This window comes from Flavobacterium sp. P1_E4 (assembly GCF_056405915.1).
Genome location: NZ_JBFUBE010000009.1, coordinates 30,729 through 46,528 on the forward strand (window position 1 = coordinate 30,729; position 15,800 = coordinate 46,528).

Annotated in this window: 12 protein-coding genes; 11 read left to right on the top strand and 1 reads right to left on the bottom strand. The window is 33.0% G+C overall.

Going from position 1 to position 15,800, the window contains the following annotated elements:
* The first annotated feature begins 120 nt into the window (after window positions 1–120).
* The 5 genes from AC1DY0_RS10485 to truB all read left to right on the top strand — a co-directional run bounded on the left by AC1DY0_RS10485 (window position 121) and on the right by truB (window position 4,115).
* The gene (locus AC1DY0_RS10485) at window positions 121–996 is read left to right on the top strand and encodes a sulfate/molybdate ABC transporter ATP-binding protein (RefSeq protein ID WP_477188551.1); all 876 of its coding nucleotides are present in this window, start codon (window positions 121–123) and stop codon (window positions 994–996) included.
* A gap of 353 nt (window positions 997–1,349) precedes the next feature.
* The gene (locus AC1DY0_RS10490) at window positions 1,350–2,225 is read left to right on the top strand and encodes a cell division protein FtsX (protein WP_477188552.1); all 876 of its coding nucleotides are present in this window, start codon (window positions 1,350–1,352) and stop codon (window positions 2,223–2,225) included.
* A gap of 76 nt (window positions 2,226–2,301) precedes the next feature.
* Window positions 2,302–2,541 (top strand): DUF3098 domain-containing protein, encoded by a 240-nt coding sequence (locus AC1DY0_RS10495; RefSeq protein ID WP_477188553.1) that lies wholly within the window; start codon window positions 2,302–2,304, stop codon window positions 2,539–2,541.
* Between the two features lie 78 nt (window positions 2,542–2,619).
* Window positions 2,620–3,417: an undecaprenyl-diphosphate phosphatase gene (locus tag AC1DY0_RS10500; protein ID WP_477188554.1), complete on the top strand. Its 798-nt coding sequence runs from the start codon at window positions 2,620–2,622 to the stop codon at window positions 3,415–3,417.
* Entirely contained in the window at window positions 3,417–4,115 is a 699-nt protein-coding gene (gene truB, locus AC1DY0_RS10505; protein WP_477188555.1) for a tRNA pseudouridine(55) synthase TruB, read from the top strand. Before AC1DY0_RS10500 ends, truB begins: the two co-directional genes overlap by 1 nt.
* Before the next feature lie 348 nt (window positions 4,116–4,463).
* Here truB and AC1DY0_RS10510 read toward each other — a convergent pair whose 3' ends face one another.
* Window positions 4,464–5,081, bottom strand: coding sequence for a thioredoxin family protein (locus tag AC1DY0_RS10510; RefSeq protein WP_477188556.1), 618 nt, complete (start codon window positions 5,079–5,081; stop codon window positions 4,464–4,466).
* Window positions 5,082–5,255: 174 nt separating this feature from the next.
* On the opposite strand from AC1DY0_RS10510, the gene AC1DY0_RS10515 reads away from it, so the two are divergent.
* The 6 genes from AC1DY0_RS10515 (at window position 5,256) to AC1DY0_RS10540 (ending at window position 15,780) form a co-directional block, all read left to right on the top strand.
* On the top strand, window positions 5,256–6,044 hold the full coding sequence (locus tag AC1DY0_RS10515) for a patatin-like phospholipase family protein (RefSeq protein ID WP_477188557.1): 789 nt from the start codon (window positions 5,256–5,258) through the stop codon (window positions 6,042–6,044).
* A 190-nt stretch (window positions 6,045–6,234) separates the two neighbouring features.
* Window positions 6,235–6,942, top strand: a complete 708-nt coding sequence (pyrH, locus tag AC1DY0_RS10520; protein ID WP_477188558.1) for a UMP kinase — start codon at window positions 6,235–6,237, stop codon at window positions 6,940–6,942.
* A 97-nt stretch (window positions 6,943–7,039) separates the two neighbouring features.
* On the top strand, window positions 7,040–7,603 hold the full coding sequence (gene frr, locus AC1DY0_RS10525) for a ribosome recycling factor (RefSeq protein ID WP_477188559.1): 564 nt from the start codon (window positions 7,040–7,042) through the stop codon (window positions 7,601–7,603).
* A gap of 117 nt (window positions 7,604–7,720) precedes the next feature.
* The gene (locus tag AC1DY0_RS10530; RefSeq protein ID WP_477188560.1) at window positions 7,721–10,219 is read left to right on the top strand and encodes a DUF5686 family protein; all 2,499 of its coding nucleotides are present in this window, start codon (window positions 7,721–7,723) and stop codon (window positions 10,217–10,219) included.
* A 338-nt stretch (window positions 10,220–10,557) separates the two neighbouring features.
* Window positions 10,558–15,309: a PAS domain S-box protein gene (locus AC1DY0_RS10535; RefSeq protein ID WP_477188561.1), complete on the top strand. Its 4,752-nt coding sequence runs from the start codon at window positions 10,558–10,560 to the stop codon at window positions 15,307–15,309.
* Window positions 15,310–15,333: 24 nt separating this feature from the next.
* Window positions 15,334–15,780, top strand: coding sequence for a response regulator (locus AC1DY0_RS10540; RefSeq protein WP_477188562.1), 447 nt, complete (start codon window positions 15,334–15,336; stop codon window positions 15,778–15,780).
* The last annotated feature ends 20 nt before the right edge of the window (window positions 15,781–15,800 follow it).

The window sequence follows — 15,800 nt, forward strand, 5'->3', positions numbered from 1 at the left end:
TAGGTATTAGCAGCCCTAGAATATACCTACAAGGTTCGAAAAAACCTTGCAGGATTACCAACAGCAAATACAACTCACCATTTATCAATAGAAAGTAATAATAAACACAGTTCCTCAATAATGATACAGTTTAATGCCTATAAAATGTTGCAAACGGCAGAAGGAGAATTGCCTTTGGATGTTTCTTTTACCATCGAGAAAGGACAATTCTTGGCTATTTATGGAAATTCGGGTGCGGGAAAAACAACATTACTCAGAATATTGGCTGGACTTACCCAAGCCGACAAAACAAATATTGAAGTAGCAAATGACGTTTGGGATAACTCTAAAAACAAAATTCATTTGTCTATCCAAAAACGTTCCGTCGGTTTTGTTTTTCAGGATTATGCATTGTTTCCTAATTTGACTGTAAAAGAAAATTTGGAATTTGCATTGCAAAAAAATGACAATAGCAAAATCGTTTCCGAGTTGATCGAACTAATGGAATTGCAGTCTTTACAAAACAGCAAACCACAAAATTTATCGGGTGGGCAAAAACAGCGCGTGGCTTTGGCAAGGGCGATTGTCCGCAAACCAAAAATCCTTTTGCTCGACGAGCCGCTTTCGGCACTTGATGATGAAATGCGATTCAAACTTCAAGATTATATCTTAAAAATTCATCAAAAATATCAATTAACGACTTTGATGATAAGCCACAGCATTCCAGAAATATTCAAACTTTCGGATAAAGTCATTATTCTGGATAATGGAAAAATCATTAAAGAAGGAACTCCGGGAAATGTATTTTCGGAAGAAAAAATAAGCAGCAAATTCAAGTTGACGGGAGAAATAATTACCATCACCAAAAGCGATATTATTTATGTTGTTCAAGTACTTTCCGGAAACAACATCGTAAAAGTAATAGCCACCGAAGACGAAATACAAAACTTTAGAGTTGGCCAAAAAGTATTGGTAGCTTCTAAAGCGTTTAATCCAATCATTCAGGTTATCTCGTGAATTCCAATTCTCATTTTTTGGATGATCCTAAAAAAGCAAAATATCTCCCCTTAGCCCCGATAGCAGTGGAAATCTCCCGATTTAGAAAAACAAGGCTTTTTTGCCGTAGTTTTTATTTATCGGGAATTGAAACGAATAGCGGGAAACCATATTTACAAAAATGCCAAATCTTTCTGCTCCAAATCAATAATTAAACTCGGATGATATGAACTGTGGAATGCCATAAAGACAAAGAGTCCTCCCCTATTGAACGTCTAATGAGAGTTATTTGCACGAAAGTTAAAACTTTGGGACTTATTAACTTCAAATTAAAGAATATGTTTATTATTTTTACCCCATAATTTAGACATACTATGAGTTCATCCTTTGAAAAGTTTCAAAAGCGCAGGTTAATTTCCTCTTATTTTTCAGTAGTGCTAAGTATATTCTTAGTATTGTTCCTATTAGGAATACTGGGATTTTTTATCATCAATTCCAAAAAACTGGCAGATGATTTCAGAGAAAAAATAGTAATGACTGTTTTTTTCAAAAATGAAGCCAATGACACAATTCTTAAGGCCTTTGGACAGGAACTAAAGACCACGAAGTTTTCTAAAACTTTTGTATATGTTTCCAAAGAGCAGGCAGCAAAAGAACATACTGATATTATTGGCGAAGATTTCGTAACCTTCTTGGGGGAAAATCCTTTGCAAAATTCATATGACATTCACTTAAAAGCGGATTATGTCGAAAGAGACAGCATCGCAAAAATCGAATCTCGTTTACGCAAAAATGCCATGGTTTCGGATATTGTTTACGACAAACAATTGGTGAACTTAGTAAACGACAACATCAAAAAAGTGAGTATGTGGATTTTGATTATCAGTGCATTCTTGACTTTTATCGCCGTACTTTTAATCAACAGTTCATTGCGACTATCCATATATTCCAACCGATTTATCATCAAAACAATGCAAATGGTGGGTGCAACCAAAGCCTTCATCAGAAAGCCATTTGTAATGCGTAGCATAAAACTAGGAATGATTGGCGCTGGACTTGCTATTCTTGCCTTAATAGGTGTTCTGGTTTATCTGGAAAACAGTTTTCCAGACCTTGGAATCTTAGATGACAAGTTATTGATAGGCCTTGTATTGATTGCCGTATTTGGACTTGGAATTTTAATCACTTGGCTGAGTACTTATTTTGCAACACAGCGTTTCTTGAATTTAAGAACAGACGATCTTTATTAATTTTAGAATGCAGATTTAAGATTGCAGAACCGAGTCTAAAGAAGAGCTCGCTAAGCATTAAAAAAATAATATAGAAATGAAAAACGAAGAACACAAACACGAATTCCTTTTTGAAAAAATAAACTATAAAATTCTATTGATTGGAATTGGAGTAATCGCATTGGGCTTTTTATTAATGTCTGGTGGAGGAAGTGATGACCCAAATGTTTTTAATGATTCTGTTTTTGATTTCCGAAGAATTCGTTTGGCTCCAACTACAGTATTAATTGGATTTGGAATTACCATTTATGCCATTCTTAAAAACCCTAAAAAATAGTAAACGGTCGTCAGTATTCAGTGTTCAATTAGTAACAGTCTGAAAACTGGAAACTGAAAACTGAAAACTTTTACAAAAATGAATACATTACAAGCTATCATCCTTGCCATTATTGAAGGAATTACTGAATTTTTACCTATTTCTTCTACAGGGCATATGATTATCGCCTCCTCTTTTTTTGGAATTGCCCATGATGATTTCACCAAACTTTTTACCATTGTAATTCAATTAGGTGCCATTTTATCAGTGGTTGTTTTGTATTTCAAGCGTTTTTTCCAATCTTTTGATTTTTACTTCAAATTATTGGTTGCATTTATACCAGCTGTTGTTTTTGGATTGCTTTTCAGTAAAAAAATTGATGCTTTGCTGGAAAACCCAGTAACTGTTGCTGTTTCGCTATTGATAGGCGGAATCATTTTATTAAAAGTAGATGAATGGTTCAACAGTGCCACAGCTTCCGAAACGACTCAAGAAATCACTTATCTCCAAGCCTTAAAAATAGGATTATTCCAATGTCTTGCCATGATTCCTGGAGTTTCCAGAAGTGGCGCGACAATTGTTGGGGGAATGTCTCAGAAACTATCTCGCACATCTGCTGCAGAATTTTCATTTTTCCTTGCGGTGCCAACGATGCTAGGTGCGACGGTAAAAAAATGTTACGATTATTATAAAGATGGATTTGTATTGTCTGATGATCAAATCAATTTCTTAGTTATAGGTAATGTGGTTGCTTTTATTGTTGCTCTTTTGGCGATTAAAAGCTTCATTGGATTTTTGACTAAAAACGGATTTAAGGTTTTTGGTTACTACCGAATTATTGCCGGAATCATATTATTGGCAATACACTTTTTCATTCATCCTTTGACAGTACTTTAATGACAACCGAAGACTTTTTAAACGGCCAAGTTCTCTTAATTGACAAGCCTTTGCATTTTACTTCCTTCCAGGCGGTAAACAAGCTCAAGTATGCCTTAATCAATAAAGCAGGATTACCGAAAAAATTCAAAATTGGACATGCAGGAACTTTAGATCCTTTAGCTTCTGGATTATTATTGGTTTGCACAGGGAAATTTACCAAAAGAATTACCGAATTGCAAGGTCAGCCCAAAGAATATACTGGAACATTCTACATTGGAGCCACAACTCCATCCTATGATTTGGAAACCGAAATCGACCAAACTTTCCCAACAGAACATATCAACGAAGCCCTTATTCACGAAACCGTAAAACAGTTTTTGGGAGAAATTGATCAAAAACCACCAATTTTTTCAGCCATAAAAAAAGATGGTGTACGTTTATACGAACATGCTCGTGCTGGTGAAACGGTAGAAATTGCTTCGAGAAAAACCACCATTCACGAATTTGAAATCACAAGAATTGCACTTCCAGAAATTGATTTTAGGGTAGTTTGCAGCAAGGGAACTTATATTCGTTCCTTGGCTTATGATTTTGGAAAAGCAATGAATTCAGGATCGCATTTAACGGTTTTGCGTCGCACGAAAATTGGCGATTACAATGTGAAGGATGCTATTGACGTAACTTTATTTGAACAAACTCTAACCCCTCGATTATAATCAAAAAAAAAACACATGACAGATACAGAATTGAATTTGCGATGTGTTTTTACTAAAATCGGAGTAATGTTAACTCATTCTCTTTCTAAGTTGTTTACGTCATTAATTAATAATGTGTAGCACTTTCATTTCCAAATAGAAAATGAGATACATAATCGTAAACCTTTTCAAATAGATTTTTCATAATGATGTTTTTTTTAATTGTTGAACAATATTTAAATACACCAATAAAAAAAAGTAAATCAAAATAATAGATGTGGTTAGCAGTCACTAATTTACATTTTTTTTGATATAAAAAAATAAAAAATAAAAAAAAATACCCTGTAGTTATTAACAGGTATATTCTACTTATAAACAGGCATATTCTTTAATTGAATACATCATCTCTACAACTTCATTTTGCACAGAAAATCCTTTATCGTGCAAATACCACAATTGTAATTGTGTTTTCGCCTCTTCATCTATAATTCCAAATTGTTCTTTATAGTTTTTAATTAAATCGGTAGCACCTTTGGGTCTTGGTCCCCAATGTTTGCAAACTTTACCTAATTCTTTATCAATAATAAGGAGTTTCGGAATCGCTCTGCCACCATTGGTTAAAAATTGATTCATCAAATCATCATTCAAATCGCGGAAAACAATTTTTAAATCAATATTATCAGATTCGGCAGCCATTTTATTTAATATTGGCAAAATCTGGGCAGCATCCCCACACCAACCTTCAGCTATAACCAACCAAATGTACTCTTTCTCCAATTCCTTTAATTGATCTTTAATTAACTCTGGAACAACAATCGTTTTGTCCAAACGTCTCAAACGAATTTCGTTTAAAGTACTGTATTGCAACAAATCTTCAGATTGTTCATTCCCAGTTGATTTTCCTTCTGAAAGTAAATCGGATACGATTTTTTTATATTCTAAATAAGTGTAACTATTAAACAACGCCTTTGCTACTGAACTTTTCATAACTAAATTTATTACTTTTTGTTATAAAACAGCATATCTTCATTGGTGTATACTCCCAATGTCGACATGCTAGTTTCATCATACAAGTTTATTTGATACAAAATTAACAATATCAGTTGTTTAAAAACGTGATAAAAATCACATTGTAACAAACAAAATACATATTTTTATAAAATGGACAGCAAATCAAAATCAATCGGTTTAATATTATCCGGCGGTGGATCAAAAGGTATCGCGCATGCTGGGGTTTTAAAATTTTTGGAAGAAAAAAATATCGTTCCTACCCAAATTGCCGGTTCAAGTGCGGGTTCAATTGTTGCTGCTTTATATGGAAGTGGTAAATCACCAGAGGCTATTTTGGAATTCTTTAAATCTATTTATTTTTTTCATTGGAAACATTTTACATTCTCCAAAGCGGGTCTTATCGATTCGGAATCATTCAAAGAATATTTCTATGAAATATTCAAAGACACCACTTTGTCTGAGCTCAAAATTCCTGTTCATATTACCGCAACAGATATGATTAAAGGAAAATCAAAAGTATTTGGTCCCGAAACCAAAACAATAGATGCAATCTTAGCCTCATCATCATTTCCGGGAGTAATGTCTCCTTATGAATTTAACGGTAAATTGTACAGTGACGGAGGCATTCTCAATCATTTTCCAACAGATATTTTAAAAGATAAATGCGATACTTTAATTGGCGTTTATGTTAGTCCAATCCAAAAAATAGAAGCCAAAGATTTGACCTCTATCAAATCGGTAACCGCTAGAGCTTTTGATTTATTCTCGGCCAATTCCAGTATACACAAATTTGATCATTGTGACTGGTTGATAGAGCCCGAAGCTCTATCACTCTATAGCACTTTCGAAACAAGCAAAGTCAAAATGGAAGCTATCTTTGATATTGGATATGAATCGGCGAAAAAAACATATAAAAAACTAAAGCAATTCAGTGAATAATCAAAAATTATGAATGGTTATAAGCTATTGAATAGTCCTAAAAAACTTAATTTAAATATTTAAGGAACTCTATTTTCAAAAAAAACAGAATATGTCTATATTTGCACAAATTTGACAGCATTGAACCCAATCAGTGATGCAATTTACTTTCGATAAACGAAGGGAGACCTTAAAAAACAAAAACTGACTGATGAAATACAAAAGAATCCTTCTGAAATTAAGTGGTGAAGCTTTAATGGGTGATTTACAATACGGAATTGACCCAAAACGATTGGCCGAATATGCCGATGAAATTAAGCAAATTCATGAAAAAGGAGTAGAAATCGCTATAGTAATTGGTGGAGGAAACATTTTTAGAGGTGTTGCAGGAGCCAGTTCTGGGATGGACAGAGTACAAGGAGATTATATGGGAATGTTGGCCACAGTTATCAATGGAATGGCATTACAAGGCGCTCTTGAAGACAAAGGCATGAAAACCCGTTTACAAACTGCCTTGAAAATGGAATCAATCGCAGAACCTTATATCAAGAGAAGAGCAGATCGTCACTTGGAAAAAGGAAGAATCGTTATTTTTGGAGCAGGAACTGGAAATCCATATTTCACAACAGATACAGCTGCCGTTTTACGTGGTATCGAAATCAATGCCGATGTGATTTTAAAAGGAACTCGTGTAGATGGTGTTTATGACTGTGATCCAGAGAAAAATGCTACTGCAGTAAAATTTGATTTCATCTCTTTTGAAGATGTATTGAAAAAAGGATTAAATGTAATGGATACCACTGCATTTACTTTAAGCCAAGAAAACAAATTACCGATAGTAGTATTCGACATGAACAAAATAGGAAATCTATTGAAAATTTGTGAAGGACAAAACATAGGAACCGTAGTAAATATATAGACATCCTGGATTATTAGATTGTTGGATTATTAGATAAGAATAGAAAATGTCAAAAAAATCCAAAAATCTAAAATCCAAAAATCTAAAAATCTAAATTATGACTGAAGAAATTGAATTTATATTAGATAGTACAGAAGAATCGATGACTGGTTCTATTGAACATTTAGAAAAAGCATTTTTAAATATTCGTGCCGGAAAAGCATCACCTGCTATGTTGGGAAGTGTTTTTGTTGATTATTATGGATCAGCATCTCCACTGTCTCAAGTATCAAAAATTAGTGTACCTGATGCTAGGACCATCACACTTCAACCTTTTGAAAAAAACATGTTGCATCCTATAGAAAAAGCAATTATGGTTGCCAATCTTGGATTCAACCCAATGAATAATGGAGACATGATTATCATTAGTGTCCCACCCCTTACAGAAGACCGCAGACGTGACTTAGCCAAACAAGCAAAGTCTGAAGCTGAAGATGCCAAAATTGGTGTTAGAAACGCTCGAAAAGATGCCAATACAGATATCAAAAAATTAGAAAAAGAAGGAACTTCAGAAGACATTTGCAAAAGCGCAGAAGAAGAAGTTCAAAACTTAACTAATTCATTTATCAAAAAAATTGATGAACTTCTAGCGGTAAAAGAAGCCGAAATCATGAAAGTTTAATCTTTGGATTCAACAATTATTAAATCTGTCTCGTTTTTAGGAACAAGACAGATTTTTTTATAGCTATTTTTGCCATAACAAAATGTAATTGAACACATTTTGCAACAAATCGTTTTTATGAAGTACTTTTTTCTATTGTTCTTCCTTTTTACGCTTTCAATTCAAGCGCAATTTCAAGTAAACGGAATTGTCAAAGACGCTTCAACCCAAAAAACACTCGCATTTGCCTCTATCGTTACAAATGACGGCTCCAACACTATTTCGGATGTCGATGGAAAATTCAGCATTTCATCCAAAAACAAAATAACAACTATAACCGTTTCTTACATCGGTTATTCAAAAAACACGATTAGTACAGAAAACAATAAGATCTTTTATAAAATAGCCCTTATTGAAAAAGCAAACCAGCTCAAAGAGGTTTTGATTTCTAATGAAAATCCAGCATTGGCTATTATAAAAAAAGCCATTCAGAACAAAGCAGAAAACAATCCTCAGAAAAAACTCAAAAGCTTTGAATTCAAATCCTACAATAAACTCATAGTTACTGCCAATCCAGACTCCATTAATGGAACTATAGACTCCGTGTTTGTAACCAATTCGTATGAAACTTATCTAAAAAAATTAGATTCAACTGATTACAAATTCAAACAACTCATCAAGAAACAGCATTTGTTTCAAACCGAGAAAGTATCAAAATATCAATACGACGGTAAAAGATTAAAAGAAACTATTTTAGGAACGAGAATGGCAGGATTCAAAAAGCCTGTTTACGAAATACTTACTTTTAACCTTCAATCATACTCCATATACGACTCAAAATATGAGCTTTTTGAAACCAAATATAAAAGCCCAATTGCAAATGATGCCTTGAACGATTACAACTACAAACTACTGGATACTGTAGCCATAAATGGTCGAAACACTTATATGGTTTACTTTAAAAACAAAAAAGAAAAAAGAGCCGCCGGTCTGGAGGGTATTTTATACATCGATGAAATTAATTTTGCAGTTGCAAAAGCTATTATGCGCATCAAGGGAATATTGGACATTACTGGAATTCATGAATTTCAATTCATACCAGAAAAATATTTATGGTTCCCTATCGCAACAAAATTCAAAATTGTAAAAGGAACCAATGATGATGATATAAAAATACTGGGTGGAACGATTCAATTTGACGGTGACATTAAAGAAGATTTAACTCCAAGAAAAAGAGTCGAATCCGATTATATTTATCTACTCTCCCAAACTACAAATTTTGACATTCAATACTCCACTCCAGTAGCAATCAAAAAACCAATAGTTCAAGTTGAGATTAAAGAGGATGCCATAAACAAGCCCGAAAGCTTTTGGATCGAATATCGAAAAGACAGTTTGGACAGCCGAAGTGAGAAAACCTATTTATCATTAGACAGTATTTCGATAAAAAAAAGAATTGAAAGCAGACTGAATTTTGGTCGTAAAATCTTAACTGGATACCTCCCTTTTAAACTTTGGGATTTTGATTTGCGAAAAATATTAAGCTACAATAATTATGAAGGCTTGCGATTGGGAATTGGCGGCATAACTAATGATTTTTTTTCCAAAAAATACCGCATCGAAGGCTACACTGCTTATGGTCTAAGGGACTATAATTTCAAGTATAATTTAGGAATAGGCGCCAGAGTTGATAAATTCTCCAATACTTGGGTTGGAATAAGCTATACTGATGACCTTAGAGACATTGCAAGTACTGACTATGTTGTCGAAAAAAGAGCATTCAAAATCTATGATCCACGTTCTATCAATTTTAACACTTTTTACAGATATGAGCAATACCGAATTGCATTAGAATCCAAAATTATCCCAAAAGTGGAAAGCGTTTTTGCACTTGCCAATACTTTTGTAACCCCACAGTTCGATTACACTTACAACCTGAACGGCAAGTCCTATAACACTTATACGATGACTACCGCAACAATTTCTTTGAAATGGAGTCCTTACAGTGATTATATGCAAACTCCAACAGGAAGAATTGAAACCGAAAAAAGATTTCCAAAGTTCACTCTTCAGCTGACTCAATCACTTCCCGATGTTTTGAACAATGATTTTACTTATACCAAAATTGACTTCAAAGCCGATTATCAAATCAAGTATTTAAATGGTCAGCGAACTTTTTTATTATTTGAAGCTGGACGAGCCTTTGGTGATGTCCCGCTTCCTCAATTATATAGTAACTCACCGAATAATTTAAACAAAGAAACGATTTTTAAAAGAATTACGTTTGCAGGTAGAAACAGTTTTGAAACCATGTATTTCAATGAATTTTTCTCAAGTGAATACATGTCTTTTCAGTTCAAACATGGTTTTAACAGAATTTATTTTTTTGATAAACTAAAGCCTTCTCTTGATTTTGTAACTCGAATGGCTTGGGGAAATATGAAAAATCCAGAAAACCATATTGGTCTTGACTTTAAAACCTTGAACAAGGGATTTTTTGAATCTGGCATTGAACTCAATAAAATCTTTAACGGATTTGGACTTGGTGGTTATTACCGCTATGGCCCAAATCATCTTAGTGCTATCAAAGACAATGTTGCTGTAAAACTAACTTTTGTTCTTGACTTGGGGATTTAATTCAGAATCTTCATCTAATTCCTTATAAACAAAGTCGAAACCCAATTTCCAAAATCTCTTTTGGACCGACCACTCACGACCTATCATTAATTTATTATCTGTAAAAAAGACTACATAATTGTTAAAAAACACATGCTTTTTTGCCTCAAAACGTCAAAATCATCAAATAACTAAAGTTTGGCATCAAATTTGCTTCGCCAGAAAGTAAATTACATCGACAAAATACATGTTTATAATTTAAATATAATCTTTTACCTATAAAATATATTTTTTTTTATTAAATACAAAATCAATAAAACAAATAGATTTCATAAAAAGGGTCTTCAAAATAGATAATAATGAGCGAAAATACAAATATCGGACATTACAGTATTCCAACATTTCTAAATTCGACAACCAAAATTGTTGTCAGTACTGCAATACTATATTTTTTAATTGCCAAATTATCCCTATTCATATTCGTTACTGAAATTAATATACTCCCATTTTTCCCAGCAATAGGTTTTGCAATAGCTGCAGCTTTAATTTTTGGACGAAAAGCAATTCTTGGAGTAGGAATAGGCTGTTTAGTATTTTCTATATGTTTATATAAAAATGATTTCCAAGATGCAACAACATTTGAAGAACTCGTTAAACCTCTGATTTTATGTTTTATCAGACCAATTATAGCCTGTCTAAATACGTTTCTTGTTTCTTATTTAACCCAATTGTGGTGCAAAACGAAGTATCCTTTCGACAGCGAAAAAAATGTTATATTTTTTGCTTTTGCAGGTTTACTGGGAACTTTCATAAGTGTTAGCGTTGGTTTTATTCCACTTGCAATGACTTCCTATTTTTCTTTTGAAAATTGTATCCTTATTTGGAGTAACATGCTCAGAGGAAATGCTTTGGGCACAATTTTATTCACTCCATTCGTACTTTCTTGGTTATATAATACGAAAGAAAACATTGTATGTACAGCAACAAAAAAAATAGAAGTTATTACCCTAATCATATCTACCCTATTTCTAACATTATATATTTTTGAATCACACGCCAACAACGAATCCATTCTCTTCTTTTTATTGATATGGGCAGCTTGTCGATTTGGGATGAAAGTGATTACACTAGTGGCTTTAATCATAACAATCATAGCCATATATTGCACAGGTCATCATATGGGTGGTTTTATTTTAAGCGGATGGAATAATGACTTCTTAATGTTGCAATTGTTTCTATTTGTAAATATGGTCTCCGTACTATTTCTGAAGGCAATATTAGAAGAAAAAGAAGATGAGGAGCGCAAATTAAAAATTAGTGAACAAGCACTCAATCTAGAGACAAACATATTACAAGCAACCATCGAAAGCCCAAACGAAATCAGCATTTCCTCAATGGATATTGACTTAAACTATCTAAGTTTCAATACGAACCATGAAAGGTATATGAAAAATGAAYATGGAGTCGATATAAAAATCGGSGACARTCACATTGATTTAATTACAAACGAAAACCGAAAAGAAGAAATCCTTTCCATATTTCTTAAGGTTTTAAAAGGTAATACATTTTCTGTAGAGGAAAAAGACGCTACTGGAAAATACTGGAGCATTGCTAAATCTCCTATCAAAAATGAAGAAGGCAAAATTATTGGAGTAACCACAATTGTCACTAACATTACTGAATTAAAATTAAAAGGAATACAGTTAGAAAAAAATAACATTTCGCTTAATGAACGTATTAAAGAACTGCGCTGCCTATTCGATATTTCAAAAATTATCAGTAACAAAACACTTTCTAAATCAGAAAAATTGGAAGCCTGCGTTCAAATTATTCCAAAAGCGCTGCAATTCCCAGAAATTGCCAATTGCAGAATCCAATTAAGAGATAAAAAATTCATTTCAGATAATTATCAAAAAAATGACTGGCAACTCAATCAAACGATTACTGTAAATGGAGAGGAATACGGTTGGATAGAAATAGGCTATTTTAATGCAGCAAAACTGGTAAAAGAAAATGTTTTTTTAGATGAAGAAATAAAATTATTGGAAACATTAGCTGACATTATTTCTAAATCAATTGAAACTAAAATAGCTGAAGATAAACTTCTGAAAAGCGAAGAAACCTATCGCGTTTTATTTGATAATGTACAAGACGTCTTTTTCAAAACTTCAATAATAACAGGAGAGATATTGGATGTCAGTCCGTCCTGCAGCACTTTTAATGGAATAACAAGAGAAGAACTTCTGGGTCAAAACATGTCAATTATTTATTCCGATAAGGATCAAATGCAATTGATGTTTCAAAAAATAATAACAGAACAAAAAGTTATTGACCATAATAATGAGATTACAATAAATGGAAAACTTTTTTATGTATCAATCAATGCAAAAATCATTTTTAATTCAAATGGAGAGCCAGAATTTGCAATAGGCTCATTAAGGGACATTACTGAGCGAAGATTAGCTGAGGAAAATCTAAAAATAAGCGAAGAAAAATTTCGTACCATATTTGAGAACACTCAGGATGTTTACTATATGCATAACCTTGACGGGGAAATATTTGAAGTGAGTCCATCTGTCGAAAAACATTTTAAGTACACAAGAGAAGAAATGATTGGTAAATATACTGGTGACCTCTATTATGACCCTTCAAAACAGAGTGAATTCAGAAAAAAAATTATCAAAGACGGTTATATAAACGACGAGCATGTACAATTTGTAACTGCAACTGGAGAACCATTGCATTTTTCAGTCAACTGCAAAATGATTTATGATCAAAATGACGTCCCTTCACATATAGAGGGATCGATGCGTAATATTAATGATAGAATCATCAATCAACAACAATTGGTAGCAGCTTCAGAAAAAATCAAAGAAAGCGAAGAGAAATTCCGCTCCATTTTTGAAAACATGCAGGATGTATATTATCTGCATACTCTCGATGGTACACTAATAGATATAAGTCCATCTGTCGAAAAAGACTTTCAGGCAAAAAGGGAAGATCTCATTGGCAAAAATGTCCAAAGTTTTTATTGTGTCCCTCCCAAATATGATGAGCTTAAAGCATTAATACTTAAAGACAATTCTATAAACGACCAAGAAGTACAATTCTTAACAGCAACTGGAGAAACCGTATTTTTCTCTGTCAGTTCAAAATTGATTAATGACAAAAATGGCAACCATACCCTAGTGGAAGGTACCATGCGTAATATCAACGATAGAATCACTAATCAAAACAAATTGCTGGAAGCAACCGAAAAAATCAAACAAAGTGAAGAAGAATTTCGCGCCATATTTGAATCCTTTGAAGATGTATACTTCCGTACTACTTTGGATGGATATTTTCAAAATGTCAGCCCATCTGTTGAAAAAATATTAAAATACAAAAGGGAGGATATCATCGGTAAACATTCCCTTGATTTATATTTACATCCGGAAGACCGCATCAGAGCAGTTGAAATCATTAAAGGAAAAGGACACCTTAATGATTTTGAGACCATTTTCAAAGACAAGGACAACAATCCTGTACACTTGTCCGTTAATGGCCATTTTGTATATGATTCCAAAGGCGATGCATTATACCTTGAAGGCACAATTAGAGATATTAGTGAACGAAAAAATAATGAGCTAAAAATAGAAGTAGCAAATCAGGCAATCAAAGAAAATGAGAAAAAATATCGAGGTATTTTCGAAAGTGTCCGTGACGTATTTTTTAGAGCCTCAGCCAAAGATCACAAAATAATAGACATCAGTCCATCATGTGCTTATTTTGATATGATGCCTAACGAACTGATAGAAAAATCAATTATAGGATTCTGTCATAATCCAGAAGACAGACAAGCAGTTTTAAAAGAGCTAATGCAAAATGGTGAAATAAAAAATTATGATGTCCTATTTATGTTGAATTCAAAAACCCACTATGTTTCAATTAACTGTAAAATTGCTTTTGATGAAAACAATGAACCTGAATTCTTAATTGGATCTTTCCGAGATGTTACTGCCCGTATTCAAGCGGAACAAAAGCTAAAGATAAGCGAGGCAAAATTCCGATCCATCTATGAAAATTTTGAAGACGTCTATTTCAGAACAACTATGGACGGGGCGATTCTTGATGTGAGTCCGTCATTTGAAAAACATTTTCACAAACCTTGCTCATTTGCAATGGAAAACTCAGTCTTTGATTTTTATTATAACAAACAAGACAGGGAATCATTATTTAAAAAACTGAAAGAGGAAGGACAAGTTAGGGATTGTGATATCCGATTTAGAGATGGGAATGATAACATTGTATTTTTCTCTGTAAATGCTCGTTTAATATATGATGAAAATGGTGAGCCAGTCTTCATAGAAAAATCTATGAGAAATGTTAATGACCGTATAGCCTATCAAAAGGAGATGCTGACAAAAAACCGACAACTCGAATTCCAAAACATTGAATTGGAACAATTTGCCTATATAGCATCACACGATTTACAGGAGCCGTTAATAACTGTAATTCAGTTCATACAATTGCTCAAAGAAGAATTAGGTGAAAATTTGGATGAAGACCAAAAACAATATTTACAATTCATTAACAGCTCAACCTCCCGTATGCAATTATTAGTAAAAGGGCTATTGGACTACTCCAGAATTGGAAAGGAAAGAAGAACAAGCAGCATTAACTGTAATGAAATTGTTGCTAATGTCATTGCAGATATGGATGTTAGCCTGAAGGAAAGCAATGCTATTATCGAATATGAGAACCTGCCTGTAATAGAAGGCAATACTACTGAAATGAGACAATTATTTCAAAATATGATTAGTAACGCCAATAAATTTCAAAAAAAAGACCGACAGCCAAAAATAAAAATAGCGGCAGTAAAAGAGGAAAACAACTGGCTATTTTCAATTGAAGACAATGGAATTGGGATAGAAGAACAAGATATGCATAAAGTGTTCGTGATTTTTAAGCGTTTAAATAATCGCAGTGACTACCATGGAACAGGTATAGGATTATCTCATTGCAAAAAAATTATAGAACATCATAGAGGAAAAATTTGGGTCGAATCAAAATTTAATGAAGGAAGCACCTTCAAATGGACCTTTCCCTTAGAACAAAACCAATATATATAAATCAAAAAAATTACAATACAAAAAATGGAAAATAAACTAAACTGTATCTTATTGGTTGATGATGATATTGCCACTAACTTTATCAACAAAAAAATCATACAAAAAGCCAATATAATTGAACATATTCAAGTAGCTTTAAATGGTAAGGAAGCTTTAGATTATCTTTGTAACCAAGGTAAATTTGAATCTATAGAAAACAAATATCCCCAACCTCAATTGATATTATTAGATATTAATATGCCAGTTATGGATGGATGGGAATTTATGGAAGCTTATCAAAATTTGAATATTGCAAACAAAGAGAATATTGTCATTGTAATGCTCAGTAGTTCTTTCAACCCTGCTGACAAAGCCAAAGCCGAATCCATACCAGAAATTTCAGAGTTCAGACAAAAGCCGATGAGCAAAGAAGCACTACTTCAAATTATAGCAACTAATTTCCCAGAACTAGTTGAGGAAATAGTTATCTAAAATAATGCTATTAAATTATT

Bases quoted from the DNA above. Each gene is read 5' to 3' on its own strand.
- AC1DY0_RS10530 (WP_477188560.1), top strand. From the start codon at position 7,721: ATGAAGTACTTTTTTCTATTGTTCTTCCTTTTTACGCTTTCAATTCAA.
- AC1DY0_RS10510 (WP_477188556.1), bottom strand. From the start codon at position 5,081: ATGAAAAGTTCAGTAGCAAAGGCGTTGTTTAATAGTTACACTTATTTA.
- AC1DY0_RS10540 (WP_477188562.1), top strand. From the start codon at position 15,334: ATGGAAAATAAACTAAACTGTATCTTATTGGTTGATGATGATATTGCC.
- AC1DY0_RS10485 (WP_477188551.1), top strand. From the start codon at position 121: ATGATACAGTTTAATGCCTATAAAATGTTGCAAACGGCAGAAGGAGAA.
- AC1DY0_RS10500 (WP_477188554.1), top strand. From the start codon at position 2,620: ATGAATACATTACAAGCTATCATCCTTGCCATTATTGAAGGAATTACT.
- AC1DY0_RS10495 (WP_477188553.1), top strand. From the start codon at position 2,302: ATGAAAAACGAAGAACACAAACACGAATTCCTTTTTGAAAAAATAAAC.
- AC1DY0_RS10490 (WP_477188552.1), top strand. From the start codon at position 1,350: ATGAGTTCATCCTTTGAAAAGTTTCAAAAGCGCAGGTTAATTTCCTCT.
- pyrH (WP_477188558.1), top strand. From the start codon at position 6,235: ATGAAATACAAAAGAATCCTTCTGAAATTAAGTGGTGAAGCTTTAATG.
- frr (WP_477188559.1), top strand. From the start codon at position 7,040: ATGACTGAAGAAATTGAATTTATATTAGATAGTACAGAAGAATCGATG.
- AC1DY0_RS10515 (WP_477188557.1), top strand. From the start codon at position 5,256: ATGGACAGCAAATCAAAATCAATCGGTTTAATATTATCCGGCGGTGGA.
- truB (WP_477188555.1), top strand. From the start codon at position 3,417: ATGACAACCGAAGACTTTTTAAACGGCCAAGTTCTCTTAATTGACAAG.